The organism is Paeniglutamicibacter sp. NPDC012692 (genome assembly GCF_042901625.1).
GTDB lineage: Bacteria > Actinomycetota > Actinomycetes > Actinomycetales > Micrococcaceae > Paeniglutamicibacter.
In genome coordinates, this window is the sequence record NZ_JBIBDE010000003.1 from 91,078 (window position 1) to 110,021 (window position 18,944).

Annotated in this window: 20 protein-coding genes and 1 pseudogene; 14 read left to right on the top strand and 7 right to left on the bottom strand. The window is 65.8% G+C overall.

The annotated features are described in order from the left end of the window. Positions 1-178: 178 nt before the first annotated feature. The 5 genes from ACFY5D_RS12525 to ACFY5D_RS12545 are packed head-to-tail and all read left to right on the top strand — an operon-like array spanning position 179 to position 2,364. On the top strand, positions 179-628 hold the full coding sequence (locus ACFY5D_RS12525; RefSeq protein WP_387530031.1) for an Asp23/Gls24 family envelope stress response protein: 450 nt from the start codon (positions 179-181) through the stop codon (positions 626-628). Continuing rightward, on the top strand, positions 625-816 hold the full coding sequence (locus tag ACFY5D_RS12530; protein ID WP_387530034.1) for a DUF2273 domain-containing protein: 192 nt from the start codon (positions 625-627) through the stop codon (positions 814-816). The genes ACFY5D_RS12525 and ACFY5D_RS12530 overlap by 4 nt, the downstream gene beginning before the upstream one ends. Continuing rightward, positions 813-1,178 (top strand): hypothetical protein, encoded by a 366-nt coding sequence (locus ACFY5D_RS12535; RefSeq protein WP_387530036.1) that lies wholly within the window; start codon positions 813-815, stop codon positions 1,176-1,178. Before ACFY5D_RS12530 ends, ACFY5D_RS12535 begins: the two co-directional genes overlap by 4 nt. Then, a complete protein-coding gene (locus ACFY5D_RS12540; RefSeq protein ID WP_387530039.1) occupies positions 1,175-1,753 on the top strand; it encodes a hypothetical protein in 579 nt (192 codons plus the stop codon). Before ACFY5D_RS12535 ends, ACFY5D_RS12540 begins: the two co-directional genes overlap by 4 nt. After that, entirely contained in the window at positions 1,750-2,364 is a 615-nt protein-coding gene (locus ACFY5D_RS12545; RefSeq protein ID WP_387530042.1) for a hypothetical protein, read from the top strand. Before ACFY5D_RS12540 ends, ACFY5D_RS12545 begins: the two co-directional genes overlap by 4 nt. 33 nt (positions 2,365-2,397) lie before the next feature. Here the strand turns inward: ACFY5D_RS12545 and ACFY5D_RS12550 are convergent, their stop codons facing one another. The 3 genes from ACFY5D_RS12550 to ACFY5D_RS12560 are packed head-to-tail and all read right to left on the bottom strand — an operon-like array spanning position 2,398 to position 5,106. Next, on the bottom strand, positions 2,398-3,396 hold the full coding sequence (locus tag ACFY5D_RS12550; RefSeq protein WP_387530045.1) for a YdcF family protein: 999 nt from the start codon (positions 3,394-3,396) through the stop codon (positions 2,398-2,400). A gap of 52 nt (positions 3,397-3,448) precedes the next feature. After that, entirely contained in the window at positions 3,449-4,300 is an 852-nt protein-coding gene (locus ACFY5D_RS12555) for a hypothetical protein (protein WP_387530048.1), read from the bottom strand. A 2-nt stretch (positions 4,301-4,302) separates the two neighbouring features. After that, positions 4,303-5,106, bottom strand: a complete 804-nt coding sequence (locus tag ACFY5D_RS12560; RefSeq protein ID WP_387530051.1) for an exodeoxyribonuclease III — start codon at positions 5,104-5,106, stop codon at positions 4,303-4,305. Between the two features lie 233 nt (positions 5,107-5,339). Here ACFY5D_RS12560 and ACFY5D_RS12565 point away from each other — a divergent pair, with 233 nt between their 5' ends. From ACFY5D_RS12565 to ACFY5D_RS12590, 6 genes are all read left to right on the top strand, one after another. Then, positions 5,340-6,839 (top strand): CoA-acylating methylmalonate-semialdehyde dehydrogenase, encoded by a 1,500-nt coding sequence (locus tag ACFY5D_RS12565; RefSeq protein ID WP_387530054.1) that lies wholly within the window; start codon positions 5,340-5,342, stop codon positions 6,837-6,839. An 8-nt stretch (positions 6,840-6,847) separates the two neighbouring features. Further along, complete coding sequence (locus tag ACFY5D_RS12570) at positions 6,848-7,921, top strand: enoyl-CoA hydratase/isomerase family protein (protein WP_387530057.1); 1,074 nt, start codon at positions 6,848-6,850, stop codon at positions 7,919-7,921. Between the two features lie 14 nt (positions 7,922-7,935). Beyond that, entirely contained in the window at positions 7,936-8,862 is a 927-nt protein-coding gene (gene mmsB, locus ACFY5D_RS12575) for a 3-hydroxyisobutyrate dehydrogenase (RefSeq protein ID WP_387530060.1), read from the top strand. 137 nt (positions 8,863-8,999) lie between these two features. After that, the gene (locus ACFY5D_RS12580; protein WP_387530063.1) at positions 9,000-9,815 is read left to right on the top strand and encodes a hydrolase; all 816 of its coding nucleotides are present in this window, start codon (positions 9,000-9,002) and stop codon (positions 9,813-9,815) included. Positions 9,816-9,938: 123 nt separating this feature from the next. Further along, the gene (locus ACFY5D_RS12585; RefSeq protein WP_387530066.1) at positions 9,939-11,054 is read left to right on the top strand and encodes an ABC transporter permease; all 1,116 of its coding nucleotides are present in this window, start codon (positions 9,939-9,941) and stop codon (positions 11,052-11,054) included. 68 nt (positions 11,055-11,122) lie between these two features. Next, positions 11,123-11,860: an ABC transporter ATP-binding protein gene (locus ACFY5D_RS12590; RefSeq protein ID WP_387530069.1), complete on the top strand. Its 738-nt coding sequence runs from the start codon at positions 11,123-11,125 to the stop codon at positions 11,858-11,860. Between the two features lie 114 nt (positions 11,861-11,974). Here the strand turns inward: ACFY5D_RS12590 and ACFY5D_RS12595 are convergent, their stop codons facing one another. From ACFY5D_RS12595 to ACFY5D_RS12610, 4 genes and pseudogenes are all read right to left on the bottom strand, one after another. Beyond that, the gene (locus tag ACFY5D_RS12595; RefSeq protein WP_387531021.1) at positions 11,975-12,793 is read right to left on the bottom strand and encodes an amino acid ABC transporter ATP-binding protein; all 819 of its coding nucleotides are present in this window, start codon (positions 12,791-12,793) and stop codon (positions 11,975-11,977) included. A gap of 54 nt (positions 12,794-12,847) precedes the next feature. Next, positions 12,848-13,498: pseudogene (locus ACFY5D_RS12600) on the bottom strand (amino acid ABC transporter permease); the annotation flags it as partial. Positions 13,499-13,510: 12 nt separating this feature from the next. Continuing rightward, the gene (locus tag ACFY5D_RS12605) at positions 13,511-14,377 is read right to left on the bottom strand and encodes an ABC transporter substrate-binding protein (protein WP_387530071.1); all 867 of its coding nucleotides are present in this window, start codon (positions 14,375-14,377) and stop codon (positions 13,511-13,513) included. A 56-nt stretch (positions 14,378-14,433) separates the two neighbouring features. Next, positions 14,434-15,624 carry a M20 family metallopeptidase gene (locus ACFY5D_RS12610; protein WP_387530073.1) on the bottom strand — a complete coding sequence of 397 codons (1,191 nt, stop codon included), beginning with the start codon at positions 15,622-15,624 and terminating at the stop codon, positions 14,434-14,436. 119 nt (positions 15,625-15,743) lie between these two features. Between ACFY5D_RS12610 and ACFY5D_RS12615 the strand changes: the two genes are divergently transcribed. The 3 genes from ACFY5D_RS12615 to ACFY5D_RS12625 all read left to right on the top strand — a co-directional run bounded on the left by ACFY5D_RS12615 (position 15,744) and on the right by ACFY5D_RS12625 (position 18,942). After that, positions 15,744-16,682 carry a LysR family transcriptional regulator gene (locus ACFY5D_RS12615; RefSeq protein ID WP_387530076.1) on the top strand — a complete coding sequence of 313 codons (939 nt, stop codon included), beginning with the start codon at positions 15,744-15,746 and terminating at the stop codon, positions 16,680-16,682. 125 nt (positions 16,683-16,807) lie between these two features. After that, entirely contained in the window at positions 16,808-17,401 is a 594-nt protein-coding gene (locus tag ACFY5D_RS12620; protein WP_387530079.1) for a flavin reductase family protein, read from the top strand. Between the two features lie 32 nt (positions 17,402-17,433). Then, positions 17,434-18,942 (top strand): 4-hydroxyphenylacetate 3-hydroxylase family protein, encoded by a 1,509-nt coding sequence (locus tag ACFY5D_RS12625; RefSeq protein WP_387530082.1) that lies wholly within the window; start codon positions 17,434-17,436, stop codon positions 18,940-18,942. The last annotated feature ends 2 nt before the right edge of the window (positions 18,943-18,944 follow it).

The window sequence follows — 18,944 nt, forward strand, 5'->3', positions numbered from 1 at the left end:
ATCGATTCCGCGTCGGCCTCAGGGCGGCCTTCCGGCAGCCACCGCGCCGCATCCCATTTTTACTCCTATATATATGTGTCGATGGGACTTTCCCTTTCCACGCCCTCGCCTTGAGACGCAAGTCATATTCGGTTGTAGTCTGGGGACAAGTAACCGGATGACCGTGAGGAGCGCAAACATGGTTGAACCACTCGACCACGAACTTCCGCTGCGGGGTGCCCAGACAGCGGAAGCTGGCGGAACGACCAAGCTGACGGACTTGGCGATCGCCAAGGTCGCGGCAGGAGCCGCCCGCGACATTCCTGGTGTGCATGCGTTGGGGCTTGGAACTTCTCGTGCGCTGGGCGCGATCCGCGGTGCCGTCGGCGCAACCTACGAACCGGCCCACGGGGTCAGCGTGGAAGTCGGAACAACGCAGGTAGCCATCGATATTGTACTTACCGCTAGCTTCGGCGTTCCACTGCACGAACTGGCCTCGAGGGTTCGCGAGGCGGTTTTCGTTGCAGTGCAGGAACTTACCGGGCTGCAGGTCATTGAAGTGAACATCGAGATTGGTGACGTGCACATCCCGGTTCCGGACGAGCGCACTGCCAGGCAAAATGAGCCACGACGGGGAGAAAAGGAATGAAAACGACAGTCATTGGTGCTCTTCTAGGAGCAATTCTGGCGTGGGCGGCACTTTCATTTGGCTTTGGCGGGTTCCTGCTCATGGCGTTGTTTATGGTTGTCGGTGCGCTTGTTGCGCGCGTCTTGGAAGGGCGCGTGGATATTCGTGCGCTGAGGGACGCGCTCACCGGTCGGCGATCGTCGTCATGAATGTCCCGGTCGAAGAGGCAATGCCGAGCCAAGGCGCGCAACCGCGGCCCGGCTACACAAGGGTGAGCGCGCAGGCATTGAACAGTACCGCCAGGGCCGTCGCGGGCGACCTGTTCGGCGTTGACCCTTATGTGGTTCGGGTTTTCATGAGGGATGACGCTGGCTTCTTGGCGTTGGGCATCAACTTGCCCTTGCCCGTCGCGGGCGGCGCGGGCCGGCCGACCGGTTCGCTATTGGACAGGGTGCGGGCGCAACGTACGGTGCTGGGCGAAAAATTCACGGAACTGACCGGAGCCATGGTGAGCAGGGTGGACGTTCGCATCACCGGAGTGGTGACTGCGCACACCAAGGAATCTCCATGACCACTGAAGAACTTGAAGAAATCCGCGAACGGGAACTGACCAGTGGTCGTTCGCCGGCGGCAATCGTGCTTGCCGGACTGATCATCCTGGTTTGCATCTACGCGCTATTCGAAGCAACCCTCAAGGCCATTGGCCAGGTGCCTCTTCTGGCCATGCCCGAAACCTGGTGGATTTGGATCGCGACACTGCCCGGAAACGTGGATCCAGTCGTCTTGGCGTCGGCAGGGCTGGCAATCACCCTGTTGGGAGTTCTTTTCATCGCACATGCATTCAGGCGGGGCCGCCTGGCGAAGCACTCAATGCGGTGCGAGGATGCAGTGCTGGTTATGGACGACCAGGTTCTTGCCGCGGCGTTGGCGCGCAGGGCCCGTCTGGAGGCCGCGGTTGGCCCGGGCCAGGTCTTGGTGGTGGTCAATCGCGAACAAATCGACGTGCAAGTGCGACCGACGTCCGGGACGCCTTTGGGTCCCTCGATGATCGTGGCGGGCCTGGAGGATGAATTGCGCATCAATGCCGTGGAGCCGATGCCCCGTATCGCGGTGCGGGTTGCCGAAAGCGGGGTGATCGGACAATGAACCAGACGCCGCGGCTGCTTAACCGGATCCTGCTCGGGATCTTTGGCGTGTTGTTGCTTGCCCTTGGCATCCATCTGCTGCTCATCGCCGGGGTGCCCGACTACGCCCGCGGATGGCGAGGTCTGGCCGACGCCGTGTACGGCAGTGGTCGGCAGATCCTGCTGGCCACCACGCTTCCGGGCCAGAAGGAATCCTGGCTGTGGATCATCGTGGCAGCACTGTTGATAGTGGTCATCCTGCTCATGATCTGGTGGATATCAGTCCAGGGGCGGGGGCGCACCAGTGAATACGTGAGTGCCTACTTCGACGACGAGCCGATGCCCGGGCGGGTGGAAATCTCGGGCGAGGCGGTGGAACAGACGATTCGTGCCATGCTGGGCCGCCGCGTCGACGTCGTTTCCATCAGCGTGAGCGTCTGGGAGCGGGCCCCCGTTCCCGGCCTGAAAATCAAGGTGCAGCCGCGCAAGGGCGTGGAACCGGGGCGGCTGGGCCATGAAATCGTCGACGCGACGCGGGCGGCCCAGGAGTTGATGGGGGCCCGGGGTCCGGTCGTCGTCTACCTGGCGGCCGGGGCAAGATCGCGGTTTGCCCGCAGCGACCGCGTCCAGTGACCGCTGACCTTCGGCCGGGGAGGGACCGGCGGCTTAGCCCTGGGCCAGCATGGCCGTGATGAGGATGGCGGTGAAGCCGACAAAGGGGATGCAGAGGAACAGGTGCAGCCATTTGTGCTCCACCAGCACCGCAACGAATTCGCGCAGGAACGCGCTCGGAAGGTAGTACCTGGCGGTCGGGGCGCCGACCACTTCCGCATCCAGTTTCAGGCTCCGGGCCAAGAGCGCGGCGCGCAGCACGTGGTAGTTGTTCGTTACGGCAACGAGTGCCCCGGAACGGCCCGATGCGGCAAACAGGTCGGATGACAACCGCAGGTTTTCCTCGGTGTTCACGGCCTTGTCCTCGACCAGTATGTCGGCGGGGTCGACTCCGGCCCCGCGCAGGTATTCGGCCATGGCCGTGCCCTCCGCGCGGGATTCGTCGTGCCCCTGGCCGCCGGAGGGAATCATCACCGGCCGCGGCGTGGTCGACCCGTAAATCTCGACGGCGCGGTCCAGCCGACTGCGCAGCAACGGCGGGACCTGGCCGTCGATCAGGCGTGAACCCAGCACCACGACCGCCGCCGGTTTTTGCAGGCCCGGCATCCGGCCGTAGGCGACGGCGTAGGAAAGGAAAATGACAAAGACCACGCCGAAATAGCTGCACAGGAAGAAGAGCAGGGCGGCCAGCCCGATCGCCCAGGCGTTCATGCTGAAGACCAGGACCGCGGCGAAAGCGGGCAGCGCGATCAGCAGGATCCCCAGGGCGAACGACATCAGATTGCCCAGGCTGCGGCCTTCCGAGCGCATCATCACCATGCCGTTGCGGATCAACGTCGCTGCCAGCACCAGGATTGCCAGCGGGACCAGGGCCAGCAGCACCAGGAATACCAACGAGAATCCCGGGATCCATGCGGCCACGAGATTGCTGAGGGCGGTCAGGGCGAAATAGCAGGCGGCAACCAGCACCACCCCGTTGCGCAGCATCCGCCGGTCCTTGCGACGCAGGTAGAAATACAGGGCAAAGAGGAGGACCGCTGGAATCAATGACACGCTTCGAGCCTACCAATGTGGGCGGTCTGCCCGGCGGAAGGGTCGCCGGGTCCTAGTTCGCGCGCGCGAGTTGCCGCACCGCAAGCCAGCGGTTCGAAAGCCGGCGGTAGGCGGCCGCGGCGCCGGCCATGTCGGAGTCGGCCAGGGACTCGATGCCCAGGCGCAGGTCGTGGGGGGAATCGTCGGGCCAGACCAGTGCCGCGATGCGGCCGTAGTCGAGCTCGACCATTGAATCCTTGTCGAAGAGCATCAGCCATTCGCTCAGGGCGGTGAGCTCGTCGAGCAGGTCCATCTCCGGGGCGTGGATCGCGAGTGTCGCCGCCGCGTAGCGCGCCCGGTTCAGGGCCTGGTGCAGCGGCGTGTAGATCCTGCTGGACAGCAGCTCGTCCTCGTCCTCGACGACCTCGTATTCGTCGTCCTCGTGCACCAGGACAAACCAGCCGAAGGGGATGCCCCAGGTGGCCGTGCGGGTGTGGAGGTGCGCAAGGTCGTCCGTGAATTGCTGCTCGTCAATGCGCAGCGCGTTCGCAGCGCGCGCCGCGTTGGGCACCAGCAGCTCGAGCAGTTGCGGGCGCATCGAGCCGTCGAGCTGTTCCGACGCCAGGACGGCCCGGGTTGCCAGCTGGTCGGGGCAATACAGCGTGTGCGGTGCCCCGTCCCAGCCGGTGATGCTCAGCTTGCGGAACACCTCGTGATGCTGGTGCGGAAAGGGGTCGGAAAGCTGCCGGGTGAGTCGCTTGAGCGCATCGGCGGCCGTTTCATCCTCCAGCGTTTCGCGGTCGCCGTGCCGGGCGCCGGTGATCAGCAGCTGGTCTTCGTCGGAGAATGCGCTCAGCGGTTCGAAGACGCGCAGGTATGAGGTCGGCGGAAGAGCCCGTCTGTTTTCCCCATTGGCCCGGTGCATTCCTAGTCCAGCTCCACAATGACGGGGGTGTGGTCCGACGCGCCCTTGCCCTTGCGTTCCTCGCGGTCGATGCTCGCACCGGTAACCCGCGCGGCCAGGGCGGGGGAGGCAAGGGTGAAGTCGATGCGCATGCCCTCGTTCTTGGGGAAACGCAGCTGGGTGTAGTCCCAGTAGGTGTAGGTCTTGGGCGTGTCGGTGTACGGGCGCACCACGTCCGTGAATCCGGTCTCGATGAACGCCTCGAAGGCGGCGCGTTCCGGGGCCGAAACGTGGGTCATGTTGTTGTCGCGGAAGAAGTCGATGTCCCAGACGTCCTCGTCGCGCGGGGCGATGTTCCAGTCGCCCATCAGGGCGACCTGGGCCTCCGGATTCTCGGCGATCCAGCCGGCGGCTTGCTTGTTCAGGGTGTCGAGCCACTCCAGCTTGTAGGGCATGTGTTCGTCCTCCAGGGCGCGGCCGTTCGGGACGTAGAGGCTCCAGATGCGCACCCCGCCGCAGGTCGCGGCGATGGCGCGGGCCTCCTGGACGGGATCCTTGCCGCCCTTGCCGAAGGCCGGCTGGTCGGTGAAGGTGCGCTGCACGTCGTCGAGGCCTACCCGGGATGCGATGGCCACGCCGTTCCACTGGCTAAGGCCGAAGTGGGCGACCTCGTAGTCGTTGTTCTCGAACAATTCCCACGGGAAATTCTCGTCCTTGCATTTGGTTTCCTGGATGGCGAGGACATCGACGTCGGAGCGGCGGAGCCAGTCCTCGACACGGTCGGCGCGGGCACGAAGGGAATTCACGTTCCAAGTAGCAATCTTCACCTCCCCAACCTATCAACTCTGGCTCCGGCGGTCAGGTTTGCGCAGCCGATTCCCGCGCCCGGCTTTGCCGTGCGGTCGGTTCCCCGGATCCGAAGTGCCGCGGGCGGGGACGCGTAACCGGTGGGCAACACCTAGCAATTTAGTAGGAAGTCCGAGTACATTTTTGGTTATCGAGTGGCGCGCATCACAAGGCGCGGCTGTGGCTAGGAGTTTTGCGAAGGAGCAACAACCTCATGACCCGTGAACTTACTCATTACGTGGGCGGTGCCCACGTAACCGGTGCCTCGGGGCGTTTCTCGGACGTTTACAACCCGTCGATCGGTGCCGTGCAGTCGCGGCTTCCCCTCGCCTCCGCGCAGGAGGTGCACCATGCGATCTCGGTGGCCGAGGCCGCGCAGGTCGAATGGGGGGCCACCAATCCGCAGCGCCGGGCCCGCATCCTGAACAAGTTCGTGGACCTGGTCTACGAAAACATGGACGAGCTCGCCGCCCTGCTCACCAGCGAACACGGCAAGACCTTCGCCGATTCCAAGGGCGACATCCAGCGAGGGCTCGAGGTCGTCGAGTTCTGCGCGGCCGCCCCGCACCTGCTCAAGGGCGAATTCTCCGACAGCGCCGGCGCCGGCATCGACATTCATTCCATGCGCCAGCCGCTCGGCGTGGTTGCCGGGATCACCCCGTTCAACTTCCCGGCGATGATCCCGCTGTGGAAGGCGGGGCCGGCCATCGCCGCCGGCAACGCCTTCATCCTCAAGCCATCCGAGCGCGACCCCTCCGTACCGTTGCGCCTGGCCGAGCTCTTCACCGAGGCGGGCCTGCCCGACGGCATCTTCAACGTCGTCAACGGCGACAAGGAAGCCGTCGACGCGCTGCTGGAAGACCCGCGCGTCAAGGCCATCGGCTTCGTGGGATCCACGCCCATTGCCCAGAGCATCTACGCCACCGCGGCGGCCAACGGCAAGCGCGCCCAGTGCTTCGGCGGGGCCAAGAACCACATGGTCATCATGCCCGACGCCGACCTGGAGATGGTCGCCGACGCCCTGATGGGCGCGGGCTACGGGTCCGCGGGCGAACGCTGCATGGCGATCTCGGTGGCCATCCCGGTCGGCGACGAAACCGCGGACGCCCTGGTTGCCAAGCTCACCGAACGCATCGCACACCTGAAGGTGGGCGACGGCATGGACAAAAACGCCGACTTCGGCCCGGTCGTGGCGCAAAGCGCCAAGGAACGCATCGAGAGCTACATCCAGGCGGGCGTGGACGAGGGCGCCTCACTGCTGGTCGATGGCCGCGGGCTGAGCGTGCCGGGCCACGAGGGCGGCTACTGGGTCGGCCCGACCCTGTTCGACCACGTCACGGACGACATGCGCATCTACAAGGAGGAAATCTTCGGCCCCGTGCTGTGTGTGGTCCGGGCCAAGGACTACGAGGAGGCGCTGCGGCTCCCCTCCGAGCACGAGTACGGCAACGGCGTCTCGATCTTCACCCGCGACGGCGACACCGCTCAGAACTTCACCTCGCGGGTGCAGGTCGGCATGGTCGGGGTCAACGTCCCCATTCCCGTTCCCATCGCCTACTACACCTTCGGCGGCTGGAAGGCCTCCGGCTTCGGGGACCTGAACCAGCACGGCGCCGACGCATTCCGTTTCTACACCAAGACCAAGACCGTCACGACGCGCTGGCCCTCGGGCATCCGCGAGGGCGCCAGCTTCATCATGCCGGCCGGAAGCTGACCGATCCCATGACCGAACCTGAAGTCATCTTCGAGGTGCGCGGCAGCCTGGGCATTGTCACGCTGAACCGGCCCCGCGCGGTGAACGCCCTGAACAGGACCATGGTCGACGCCATGCTCGAGCGGCTCGCGGCCTGGGCGACAGACCCGTCGGTGTCCCAGGTGCTGGTGCGCGGCGCGGGGGAGCGCGGGCTGTGCGCCGGCGGGGACATCGTCGCCATCTACCGCGACCTGCTTGCCGGCGGCGGCGAAACCGCCGGATTCTGGGAGGCCGAGTACCGGCTCAACGCGCTGATCAATTCCTACCCCAAGCCCTACATCGCGTACATGGACGGGCTGGTGCTCGGCGGGGGCGTGGGGATCTCGGCCCACGGCAGCCACCGCCTGGTCACCGAGCGGACCCGCAGCGGCATGCCGGAAACGACGATCGGCTTTGTCCCCGACGTCGGGGGAACCTACCTGCTCTCCCGGGCGCCCGGCCAAAGCGGCGTCCATGCGGCGCTCACCGGCGCCCACCTGGGCCCGGCCGAGGCCATCTACCTGGGGCTGGCGGAGCACCTCATCGATTCGAACAGCTCCGCGGAGCTGTTCGAGGCCCTCGAAACCACCCCCGTCGACCGGGCGCTTCCGGCCTTCACCCGGCCCGTGCCGGAATCTGAGCTGGAAGACTGGCGGCCCTGGTTGGATGACGCCTACGGCAGGCCGCGGGTCCGGGACATCGTGGCCCGGCTGCGGGAGTTGGCCGCGGAGGGAAACCTCGATGCGGCACGGACGGCCGACACCCTGGCCGGGAAGTCGCCCACGGCCCTGGCCGTCACCCTCGAGTCGTTGCGCCGTGCCGGCGGGCTGGGCTCGCTGGAGGCCGCGCTCGAGCAGGAATACCGTGTCGGCCTGCGCTTCCTGGAATCCGCGGATTTCCCCGAGGGGATTCGGGCCCAGGTGATCGACAAGGACTACGCGCCGGCGTGGCAACCGGCAACGCCGGCGGAGGTCGGCGACGACCTTGTCGCGGGGTTCTTTGCGCCGCTCGGCGAACGTGAATTGAAGCTCGGCCCAAGCGCCCTCAGCGACGCGATCGATTGAAAGTGGAGGACATCATGACAGAGACAAGCCCCTCGGACTCCGGCCGCATCGCATTCCTGGGCCTCGGCCACATGGGCGAGCCGATGGCCGTCAACCTCATCAAGGCGGGTTTCGACGTCGTCGGTTTCGACGTGGTTCCCGCGGCCGTGGAGGCCGCACGCGGCGCCGGGGTTCCGTGCGTTGACACGGCCGTCGAGGCCGTCACCGGGGCCGACATCGTGCTGACGATGTTCCCGTCCGGGGAGATCCTGCTGGATGCCTACCGCGGGGTCGGCGGACCCGGGCTGCTGGAAAGCGCACCGGCAAACACCATGTTCCTGGATTGCTCGACGATCGACGTGGCCCAGGCCCGCGAGGCCGCGGAAATCGCACTGGCCGCCGGGCACCGCTCCGCCGACGCCCCGGTGTCCGGCGGCGTGGTCGGCGCCGAGGCAGGGACCCTGACGTTCATGATCGGCGCCGAGGAGACGGACCTTCCCCACATCATGCCGCTGCTTGAGGTCATGGGCAGGAAGCTCGTCCATTGCGGCGGGCACGGCGCGGGGCAGGCGGCCAAGGTCTGCAACAACATGCTGCTGGGAATCTCCATGATCGGGGCCGCGGAGGCGTTCGTGCTCGGCGAGAAACTCGGCCTGAGCCACCAGGCCCTCTTCGACGTGATCTCCACGGCCTCGGGACAGTGCTGGTCGGTGACCACCAACTGCCCGGTCCCCGGACCGGTTCCGACCTCCCCGGCCAACCGCGACTACACCCCCGGCTTCGCCGGGGCGCTCATGGCCAAGGACCTCGGGCTGGCGCTCAACGCGGTGGAACATGCGGGCGTCGCGGCCCAGCTTGGCCCGCTGGCCGCGCAGATCTACCGGAAGTTCGCCGACGAGGGCGGCGCCGGGCGGGATTTCTCCGGCATCATCACCGACATCAGGGAGCGTTCGGAGGGTTAGACCCGCTGCAAAGGGCCAAGTCGCACCCCCGGTGTCAGCAATTGTGGCGCGCGCGCCGGGGTGCGGCTTGACCTCAAGCATTGTAGAGGTTTGTAGGATGTGGCTGACCGCCCGCAAACCGACAGAAACGGATCCCCGTGACCATCTTCAGCTGTTCCACCTGTGCCATCGAGCACGCGGACTCGCCGAGCCCGCCGGAAAGCTGCGCCATCTGCAGCGACGAACGCCAGTTCCTGCCCAAAAGCGGCCAGTCCTGGACCACCCGGGACGAACTCGAGTCACACGGCTACCACCTGGTGGTCGCGGAACTGGAACCCGACCTTTACTCCGTCACCACGGAACCGGAACTGGGCATCGGCCAGCGAGGCCTGCTGGTCCGCACGCCCCACGGCAACGTGCTTTTCGAGCCACCGGGATTCATCGACGAGGCCGGCGCCCGGCGCATCCAGGAACTCGGGGGGATCGCCGCCATCGCCTCGAGCCACCCGCACCTCACCGGGTCCTCGATCCAGTACAGCCACCGCTTCGGGCGGGTGCCCGTCTACGTGGCACGCACGGACAGGGAATGGATACGCAGACCGGATGAGGTGATCCGCCTCTGGGAAGGCGAAATCGAATTGTTGCCGGGGCTGGTGATGTACCAGTGCGGCGGGCACTTTGCGGGAAGCAGCGTGCTCCACTGGCCCGCGGGACATGCCGGCAAGGGGGTGCTGCTCACCGGGGACACGATCGCGGTCGGGGCGGACAGGCAATCCGCCAACTCCATGCGCAGCTACGTGAACAACATTCCGCTGCCGGAACGGGCCATCCAACGCATCCTGGATACGGTGCTGCCCCTGGGGTTCGACCGCCTGTATTCTGGGTTCGGGGAACTGCCCGCCGATGCACACGCCATCGTGGAACGGTCGCTGCGGCGCTACGTGTCCTGGGTGCGCGGGGACCAACCGGAATAGTTGACGCCAATCGACCAAATGGTTGATGTGCGGGGGAGTCCCAAAACGGAGGATGGGAGATAAGAAGGGGGATCGTGCCTGTGGCAGGAGCCCCGATCATCCACCGAAAGTGAAACTCTCCCCGTGTTTCTTGCCATCCGTGACATCCGCTTCGCCAAGGGCCGCTTTGCCCTCATGGGCGGGGTCGTCGCCCTCATCTCCCTCCTGCTCGTCATGCTTTCGGGGTTGACCGCCGGCCTCGGCGACCAGTCCACCTCGGCGCTGAAGAACCTGGGCTCCGCGAACCAGCTGGTCGACAACGTCGCCTTCGGCGCGGCCACGGGCAACGCCCCCAAGGCCTCCTTCACCGAAAGTCAGGTGACCGACGCGCAGGTCGACGCCTGGAAGAAGCAGCCGGGCGTGGCCTCGGCCGAGCCGCTGGGCATCAGCCAGACCCGCTTCCAGGGCGGTGCCGCCGGCTCCGACACCAGCTCCGGAACCACCAACGTGGCCGTCTTCGGTGTTCCGGCGGGCAGCGCACTGGCGCCGCTTCCGGTGGCCGAGGGCGACGCCGTCATCGGCGAATCCGTGGCCAAGGACCTGTCCCTGAAGGTCGGCGACACCGTTTCCATGGCCGGCGTCGACCTCAAGGTCAGCGGGATCGCCGCGGATGCCTGGTACTCGCACACCTCGGTCGTGTACACGTCGCTGGACTCCTGGGCCAAGCTCGCCCACCTGGGTGAAACCACCCAGGTCGGCACCGTCATCGCCGTGACCAACGAACCGGGCGCAACGGTCGACCAGGACGCCGCAAACGCCGCTGCCAACACCGTGAGCACCACCCGCACAGGCTCCTTCGCCGCACTGGGCTCCTACAAGAGCGAAAACGGATCGCTGCTGATGATGCAGGCCTTCCTCTACGGCATCTCCGCCCTGGTGATCGTGGCCTTCCTGACGGTCTGGACCGTGCAGCGCACCCGCGACATCGCGGTGCTCAAGGCCCTGGGTGCCTCCGGGAACTACGTGCTCCGCGACGCCATGACCCAGGCCGGCATCGTGCTGCTGCTGGGCGCGGGCGTCGGCGGCGGCATCGGATTCATCGGCGGCAGCTTCGCCGCCAAGGCCGCGCCGTTCATGATCAGCCCCGCCACCACGCTGGTGCCGATCGTCGGCGTCGTCCTGCTGGGCCTGGCCGGTGCAGCGCTCGCCGTCTCCCGCGTGACCAAGGTCGATGCACTCATCGCCCTCGGCGGAAACTGATCTCCGCGACTCCTCCCCGGCCCCAGGGCCCTCCCCATTTCTGCCCGTCTGAAAGGACACAGCGCACCATGACCTCCTACCCCAGCGACACCGCCACCACCGGAACCGGCGCCGGCGCCAAGGCCCTGCAGTTGATCGACGTGACACTCGAGTACCCGGACGGCCAGGAAACCATCAAGGCGCTGGACTCCGTGAACCTCGCGGTCGGCGCGGGCGAGATGCTCTCGCTCATCGGCCCGTCGGGCTCCGGCAAGTCCTCGCTGCTGGCGGCCGCCGCGACGCTCATCCGTCCCACCCACGGGCTGGTGATCATCGACGGCACCACCGCCAGCGACCTGAACGACAAGGAAATGACCACGCTGCGCCGCGACAAGGTCGGCATCATTTTCCAGCAGCCCAACCTGTTGGCCTCGCTCACCTCCGCCGAGCAGCTCATGATCTCCGACCACCTGCGCGGCAAGCCGCTGAAGGCGGCCAAGGCCCGCGCGCTGGAACTGCTTGACGTGGTCGGGCTCGCCGACAGCGCCAAGAAGCGCCCGCACCAGCTCTCCGGCGGACAGCGCCAGCGCGTGAACATCGCCCGTGCGCTGATGGGCCAGCCCAAGGTGCTACTGGTCGACGAGCCGACGGCCGCCCTCGACCACGAACGCAGCGAATCGATCGTGCGCCTGCTGGCCGAGGTCACCCGGGAGTTCGCCGTGGCCACCGTGATGGTCACCCACGACACCGAATTCATCTCGCTCACCGACCAGGTCGCCACCATGCGCGACGGCGTGCTGGGCGCCTCCGAGCTCGTCTCGGCCTAGGCCCGGTCCGCCGCCGCTCCGGGGACAGGCACAAAAATGACAGGCAGGGTCCCCGGACGCCGGGGACCCTGCCTGTCGGTGATTCGCGTGTCGGTGATTCGCCTGTCCGTGGGGTCAGACCGCGTTCGACACGTGCCGCACGAAGCGCTGGATTCGTTCGTTGCCGTCGGCCCCGAAGATGCGATCCGGTGAACCGGCATCGACGACATGGCCATCTTCCATGAACACGACCCAGTCGGCGACATCGCGGGCCAGCTTCATTTCGTGGGTCACGATGACCATCGTCATCCCCTCATTGGCCAGGTCGGCGATGACCTCCAGGACCTCGGCGACGAGCTCCGGATCCAGGGCGCTGGTGGGCTCGTCGAAGAGCATCACCGAGGGCTTCATGGCCAGTGCCCGGGCAATGGCGACGCGCTGCTGCTGGCCGCCCGAGAGCTGGTGCGGATACTTGGAGGCATGCTGCGCCAGGCCGACCCGCGCCAGCAGATCGCGCCCGTACTCGTTGGCTTCCGCGCTCCCCATGAGCCCGGTCTGCTGCGGTGCCAGCGTGACGTTCTCCAGCACCGACAGGTGCGGGAAGAGGTTGAAGCGTTGGAAGACCATGCCGATGTTTGAGCGCTGTGCGGCCATGGCCGCATCGCTGCGCGGCACGGACCGGCCGTCGGCGGTCTGGCGGTAGCCAACCGTTTCCCCGTTGACCGTCACCACGCCGCCATCGTGCGGTTCGAGGTGGTTCAAGGTGCGGACCAGGGTCGTCTTGCCGGACCCCGAGGGCCCGATGACCACGACGACCTCGCCCTTGTGGACGTCCAGGTCCACTCCCTTGAGCACCTGGTTCTCCCCGAACGTCTTGGTCACCGACCGTGCCTCGACGATCTTCTCGCCGACGTGCGGGTGGGGTTCGCGAACCCGCTCGACACGGCCCGGCAGGTCGGAGGAGACGTTCTCCAACGCCGTGTGGCGGCGGGTGACGTCAAGGCGGCGCTCAAGGATCCCGCGCAGCTGGTCGAAGATGGTCACGAGCAGGACGTAGAAGGCGGCCACCGCGGTGAGGGTTTCCAGGACGAGGAAGTTCTGCGTGTAGAGGCGCTGGCCGACCAGCAGGATCTCGGGGAGCGAGATCACCGAGGCCAACGACGTCAGCTTCAGGATCGAAACGAACTCGTTTCCCAGCGAGGGGAGCGCGATGCGGAAGGCCTGCGGGAGCACGATCCGGCGCTGGAACTGTCCGTAGCGCAGGCCCAGTGCCTTGGCCGCTTCGCGCTGGTCCGGGCCCACCGAGAGCAACCCGCCGCGGTGGATTTCGGCCATGTAGGCGGCTTCGTGCAGGATCATGGCGATCAGGGCCGCGTTGAAGGATGAACCGAGAATCACCTGGGAGGCGGGGAACACCTGGGGGATGTTGTAGGCGAAGACCAGCAGCACCAATAGCGGCAGGCTCCTGAAGAGCCAGATGTAGAGTCCGGCCAGCACGTTCAGCGACCGGGTCCGGGATTCGCGCATCAGCGCCAGCAGGATGCCCGCCACGTTGGCGATGGCCCAGGCCAGCACCGCCAGGGCGACGACGATTCCGGCGCCCTTCCAGAGGTCGGGGTCCAGGAAGAGGGAGAAGGTGTAGGACCAATCGAATTTCATGGCGGTTCCCCCTTACTTCCGGTTCAGGGATTCCTTGAGTACGGTCGGATCGACCGGCTCAAGGTTGTACTTCGCCAGCAATGCGTCGTAGCTGCCATCGGCCTGGAGTTCCTTGAGGGCGCCTTCCAGGGCCTCCTGCAACTGCGCGTCGCCCTTCTGGACACCGATTCCGACGGCAATGGGGTAGATCAGTTCCGTGCTCGTCAGCTTCAGGCGGCCGCTGGTCTTGTCCACGGCGACCTTGGCCACGGCACCGTCGGTCATTTGCGCATCGACCTGGCCGGAGAGCAGTGCCTGCGTGGCCTCCGGATCGGTCGGGAACTCCTTGACGGTGATGGGGCCCTTTCCGTTCTTCTTGCAGAGATCGGATTCCTCCTTCGGCATGATGCTTGCGATCACGGTTGCCGTGACCACGCCGACCGACTTGCCGCACAGGTCCTGCGCCGCGACGTAGGCCGGACCGTCGGCGCGGCTGATGATGGAGTTGCCCGTCTGGAAGTACGGGACGAAGTCCACTTCCTTGGCCCGTGCCGCCGAGACGTAGAGCGTGGAGGCGATTGCGTCGTAGCGGTCGGCCTTGATGCCGGCCACGATCTGCGCGAAGCGGGTGTCCACGAAGTTGGCCTTGACGCCGAGCTTGCCGGCGAGGGCATTCATGAGCTCGACATCGAACCCCGCGGGCTTCCCGTTCTCCAGGGTGTCGTACGGCGGATAGGTCAGGTCGGTTCCGATCGTCAGCGTGCCGGCCACGTTGGTGGCAACCTTGGGGGCTGCGTTATCGACGGCGTTGGTGGCCGGGGTGGTGCTGCCGCAGGCGCTGAGCGCAAGGGCTGCCAGTGCGGTTCCGGCGGCGAGAGTGGTGCGCAAGGTCTTGCCCATGATGATCTCCTCAAGATTGCTTTGTCGAGTGTGTGGAAGGAACGGGTGGGGGTGGATCAGCGGGGCTGGTTGCACCACTGGTGTGCCAGCGCCGAATAGATGGCGATGATCTCGTCGTACTTGGACTGTTCGACCCATTCATCGGCCCAGCTGTAGGGAGGGGTGCCCGGGCCGATGTTGATGGCAGGGATTCCGGCCTGGGCCAGCGGCACCATGTCGGTCCAGAAGGGGATGCCGCGGAAGGCGGGGGTTGAGCCGATGCTGCTCACCGCGTCGGCGACGGAACGCGCGATGGGGCTCTCCGGGTCGATTTCGTAGGGGAGCCGGGGGCCGGTGAGCCAGTGTTCGCTGAACTCGACGGTGGCCTTGATCCGCGGATCCTCGAGGGCCAGGTCCTCGATCATGCGTTCGGCGCGGTCGCGTACGTCGTAGGGGTCCTGGCTGGGGAGCAAACGGATGTCACAGGTCATTTCGCAACGGTCGGGCACCTGGTTGTGCTTGGTGCCGCCACGGATGGTCCCGATGTTCAGGTTCGGGCCGCCGGGCAGTTCCGGGTGCGGCTCGTAGGGCATCTCGCCTTCGAAGCGGCGCATGCCGGCCAGGACCGGTTCCATCGTCTCGATGGCGTTGAGCCCCAGCTCCTTGGCCGAGGTGTGGGCCTGCTTTCCGTGCGTGGTGACCTTCAAGTAGGCGGCTCCGCGGTGGACGGTGCCGATGGTGTTGTCGGTGGGTTCCCCGCAGATGCCGGCGTCGGCGGTGAACCCGGCCTCGAGGAGCGAACGGGTGCCCACGCCGCCTTCGAAGTGGCAGGAGACTCCGTGGAAGACCACGTCGCCCATCGGGCGTCGGCCCGAGGTGGCGATGTCGCGCATGACCGCCAGGCCGGCGGTGGTGGCGGCCTTCATGTCGGCGATGCCGGCACCGTAGATGCGGCCGTCCTCGACGGTGGCCGCGAAGGGCTCCTTGGTCCAATCGGGGGATACCTCGTAGGTGTCCAGGTGGCCGTTGAAAAGGATCGACTTCCCGCCGCCGGTGCCCCGGATGCGACCGCCCACGGAGTAGCGACCCGGCATGGACTCCACCAGTTGCACGTCGTCGACTCCCCACTGGCGCATCTTGTCGGCCATGTATTCGGCCAGCGGCGTTTCGCGGCCCCACGTGGAATCGATGGCAAGGACCTCGCTGAGCAATTCGAGGTTCCTCGCTGAAACATCTTCGGAAGTTGACTCGGTCGTCGGCGTGGTCATGGATACTCCTCCAACTGGTGATTGGCCGTGCGGGCTTCCGCGGGCATTGAGACGACTATGCGCTACCGCGTAGGGTGTTGTAAATCACATGAAAACGGGGAAAGGTATCGGAAAAACAGATGGCGGACATTACCCTGAAGCAAATCGAATACCTGATGGCCGCTGCTGAAGCGGGCAGCGTCACGGGTGCGGCGGCCAAGCTTTTCCTCAGCCAGTCCGCAGTCTCCACCGCGCTGACCGACCTGGAGCAAGCCCTGGGCGCGCAGCTCTTCGTGCGCCATCCGCGGGGCATGACGCTCACCGCCGCGGGGCGCGAAGCGCTTGCTGACGGCCGACGAGTGCTTGCCGGCGTGGAGGAAATGCGCGAAACAGCCCGCGCGAATGTGGACTCTCTCTCCGGGCGGCTGCGCATTGGCTGCTACTCAACCCTCGCCCCGGTCCTGCTTCCGCGGGTCATTGACGGATTCCTTCGGAAGAACCCCCTGGTGGACCTTTCGTTCATTGAAGGGTCGCAATCCGCGCTCGCCGACGCGCTGCGCAGCGGGGCCATCGACCTGGCGATTGTGTACAACTATGACATCCAAGAGATGCGTCATCCCGATGAATTCACGCTTCGGCGCGTGTATGCCTCGGCGCCCTATGTCCTGTTGCCTCCGGAGCATCGCCTGGCCGACCGGCGCAAGGTGAGCCTGCACGAGTTGGCCACCGAATCGCTGATCCTCTTCGACTTGCCCCCGGGAGGGGAGTATTTCCTGTCGCTTTTCCAGCATGCCGGACTTGAGCCCAGCGTCAGGTTCAGGACGACCAGCTTCGAAATGGTCAGGGCCATGGTGGCCAGGGGACTGGGGTACTCGATCCTGAGCCAGCGCACCGACATCTCCATGAGCTACGAAGGCAAGGTGTTCTCCGTGTGTGAGCTGGCCGAAGACATCAGCCCCCTGGAGATCGCCACCTCCCGGCTGACCAGGGCGCGGCCCACCCGGCGTGCGCGGGCCTTTGTCGAGGAGCTATGCCAGCAGCTCAGTGCCTGGAAGGGCGGGGGCTACTTGGAGTCCTGACTTGGTTTCTGTTTTACCGATGGATAGAGACTGAAGAATCTGATTGTTCTATTGAGTGCTGTCTCACAGACTGGTTCGTATTAGCGAACGTACCGGCGAACGCCGGATGAACCAGGAGGCAGAAGATGGCTGCATCAACTGACGCCAGCATGGTGGACAGTGCCGCGGGAGAGGCTGTCGGGCAGAAGGATCTGCGCACGCTCTTTGTCGAGGCCATGGGACGCACGGCAACAGGCGTCACCGTTGTCGGTACCGATGGGCCCGCGGGCCGTTTGGCCCAGACGGTGAGTGCCATGTGCTCGGTCTCAGCCGACCCCGAAAGCTTGCTGGTCTGCGTGCACAGGAAGAGTCCCCTGAACGAGGCCATTGCCCGCCACGGCGTCTTCTCGGTGTCGGTCCTGGGAGTCCAGCACGACCACGTCGCAGACACGTTCGCAGGCCGGCCCTGGCCGGGCAAGGAACGCTGGGACTTCACCTGCGGAAAGTGGGTCAGCCTCCCCTCCGGGAGCCCGGCTGTTGAGGACGCCCTGGCCATTTTCGACTGCAGCGTGCGTCAGGTCGTGGAATGCGGTTCGCATTTCATCTACTTCGGCAATGTGCTCCATGCCGGCGGACAGCCCGGGGAACCGCTGACCTACCATGCCCGCACGTACGGCAAGCCGCTCCCGGTACCCCCGTCCCAGTTCGATGACTACCCGGGCTCCGGCCCGGTCCGCTAAAACTCTTTTTCAACGATTGGAAGGTGGCTGTTGTGCTTCGCAGTGGTGAGGAATACCGGGATTCGATCCGGGATGGACGCAAGGTCTATGTCGATGGCGAGCAGGTCAAGGACGTCACGACGCATCCGATGTTCAAGCCGATCGTTGATCGGCGGGCACGGATTTACGACATGGCGCACGACGAATCGACGCAGGCGGTGATGACGTATGCGGACGGGGAATCCGGAGAGCTGAACGCGATCGGGAACCGGCTGCCGCGAACCCAGGAAGACTGGTGGGACAAACGCCGTGCGGTCGATGCGGTGCAGCGCGAATCCGGTGGCGTGGTCACCCGCGTGGGCGATGAGACGATCGGCGAGATGTGGTCGCTCTTCGACGGCCAGGACGTGCTTAACGAGGTGGACCCGCGTTTCTCGGAGAATATCCGTCGGCACATCCAGCACTCGATATCCGCCGACACATTCCATATTTCGGCGAACACCGACCCGAAGGGGGACCGTTCCAAGGCGCCGCAGGACCAAGACCCGGACATGCTCCTGCATGTGGTCAAGGAGACCGACAACGGGATCGTGGTTCGTGGGGCCAAGTACGAGACGGCGGCCGCCTATGCGAACCAGGCGTTCACCAAGCCGACCATCGCCAACTGGGGCAACAGCGAGCTCTCCGAGTACGCGGTGGGATTCATCGCCGACCTGGGCAGCCCGGGGCTGAAGTTCATCTCCCGCACCGGATTCGCCGGCCGCGCCTCGGCGGCGGACTATCCGTTGTCGAACTCGGTGGACGAGGTCGAGTCGCTGGTGATCTTCGACAACGTTGAGATTCCCTGGGAGAACGTGCTCTTCTACCGCCACACCAAGGCGGCGTCCTTCATCCGTTCCACGCTGCACCGCTATTCGGCGTTCCCGTTCGTGCAGCGCACCCAGCACCTGGCCGATCTGATGATCGGGGCGGCGTTGTGGAATGTGAAGCAGACGGGTTTGGAGAAGCAGCAGGCCGTCCAGGAAAAGCTGGCCCAGCTGGCTTGCTACCGCGAAAACATCAATGCGCACCTGACTGCGTCGATCGCGATGGCCGAGCCGAGCCCCGGCGGACTGCTGATGCCCAACCAGTCGCTGCTGTACACCGGGCGGGTCACCGCGCTGTCGCAGCTGCCGGCCATGATGCACATCGCCCGGGAACTGTGCGGCGGGCAGATCTGCATCACCCCGGATTCCGGGGCGTTCTCCCACCCGGACACCAAGGACTGGATGGAAAAGTACTACAACGTCAACGAGAACTGGATTGCCGACGACCGGCGCAAGCTGTTGGCCTTCGCCCGCGACCTGCTCAACAGCGACTATGCCGGGCACCGGCTCACCTTCCAGCTGTTCGCGCAGTCCCCGCCGTTCGCGCAGCTCGGCGCCATCTACCGGAACTTCGACTTCGACGGTCCGTTGGACCTGGTCCGGAAGGCCGCCGGCCTGTCCGAGAACGTGCTCGGCGGCCAGGTGCTGGGGACCGCGAACCGCAGCCAGATGGACGGGAAGGTGGCCTCGAAATGAGC

Excerpts from the sequence above, each read along its gene's own strand:
- ACFY5D_RS12530 (WP_387530034.1), top strand. The coding sequence starts at position 625 with ATGAAAACGACAGTCATTGGTGCTCTTCTAGGAGCAATTCTGGCGTGG.
- ACFY5D_RS12615 (WP_387530076.1), top strand. The coding sequence starts at position 15,744 with ATGGCGGACATTACCCTGAAGCAAATCGAATACCTGATGGCCGCTGCT.
- ACFY5D_RS12535 (WP_387530036.1), top strand. The coding sequence starts at position 813 with ATGAATGTCCCGGTCGAAGAGGCAATGCCGAGCCAAGGCGCGCAACCG.
- ACFY5D_RS12590 (WP_387530069.1), top strand. The coding sequence starts at position 11,123 with ATGACCTCCTACCCCAGCGACACCGCCACCACCGGAACCGGCGCCGGC.
- ACFY5D_RS12570 (WP_387530057.1), top strand. The coding sequence starts at position 6,848 with ATGACCGAACCTGAAGTCATCTTCGAGGTGCGCGGCAGCCTGGGCATT.
- ACFY5D_RS12610 (WP_387530073.1), bottom strand. The coding sequence starts at position 15,624 with ATGACCACGCCGACGACCGAGTCAACTTCCGAAGATGTTTCAGCGAGG.
- mmsB (WP_387530060.1), top strand. The coding sequence starts at position 7,936 with ATGACAGAGACAAGCCCCTCGGACTCCGGCCGCATCGCATTCCTGGGC.
- ACFY5D_RS12555 (WP_387530048.1), bottom strand. The coding sequence starts at position 4,300 with ATGCACCGGGCCAATGGGGAAAACAGACGGGCTCTTCCGCCGACCTCA.
- ACFY5D_RS12545 (WP_387530042.1), top strand. The coding sequence starts at position 1,750 with ATGAACCAGACGCCGCGGCTGCTTAACCGGATCCTGCTCGGGATCTTT.
- ACFY5D_RS12565 (WP_387530054.1), top strand. The coding sequence starts at position 5,340 with ATGACCCGTGAACTTACTCATTACGTGGGCGGTGCCCACGTAACCGGT.
- ACFY5D_RS12525 (WP_387530031.1), top strand. The coding sequence starts at position 179 with ATGGTTGAACCACTCGACCACGAACTTCCGCTGCGGGGTGCCCAGACA.
- ACFY5D_RS12540 (WP_387530039.1), top strand. The coding sequence starts at position 1,175 with ATGACCACTGAAGAACTTGAAGAAATCCGCGAACGGGAACTGACCAGT.
- ACFY5D_RS12620 (WP_387530079.1), top strand. The coding sequence starts at position 16,808 with ATGGCTGCATCAACTGACGCCAGCATGGTGGACAGTGCCGCGGGAGAG.
- ACFY5D_RS12605 (WP_387530071.1), bottom strand. The coding sequence starts at position 14,377 with ATGGGCAAGACCTTGCGCACCACTCTCGCCGCCGGAACCGCACTGGCA.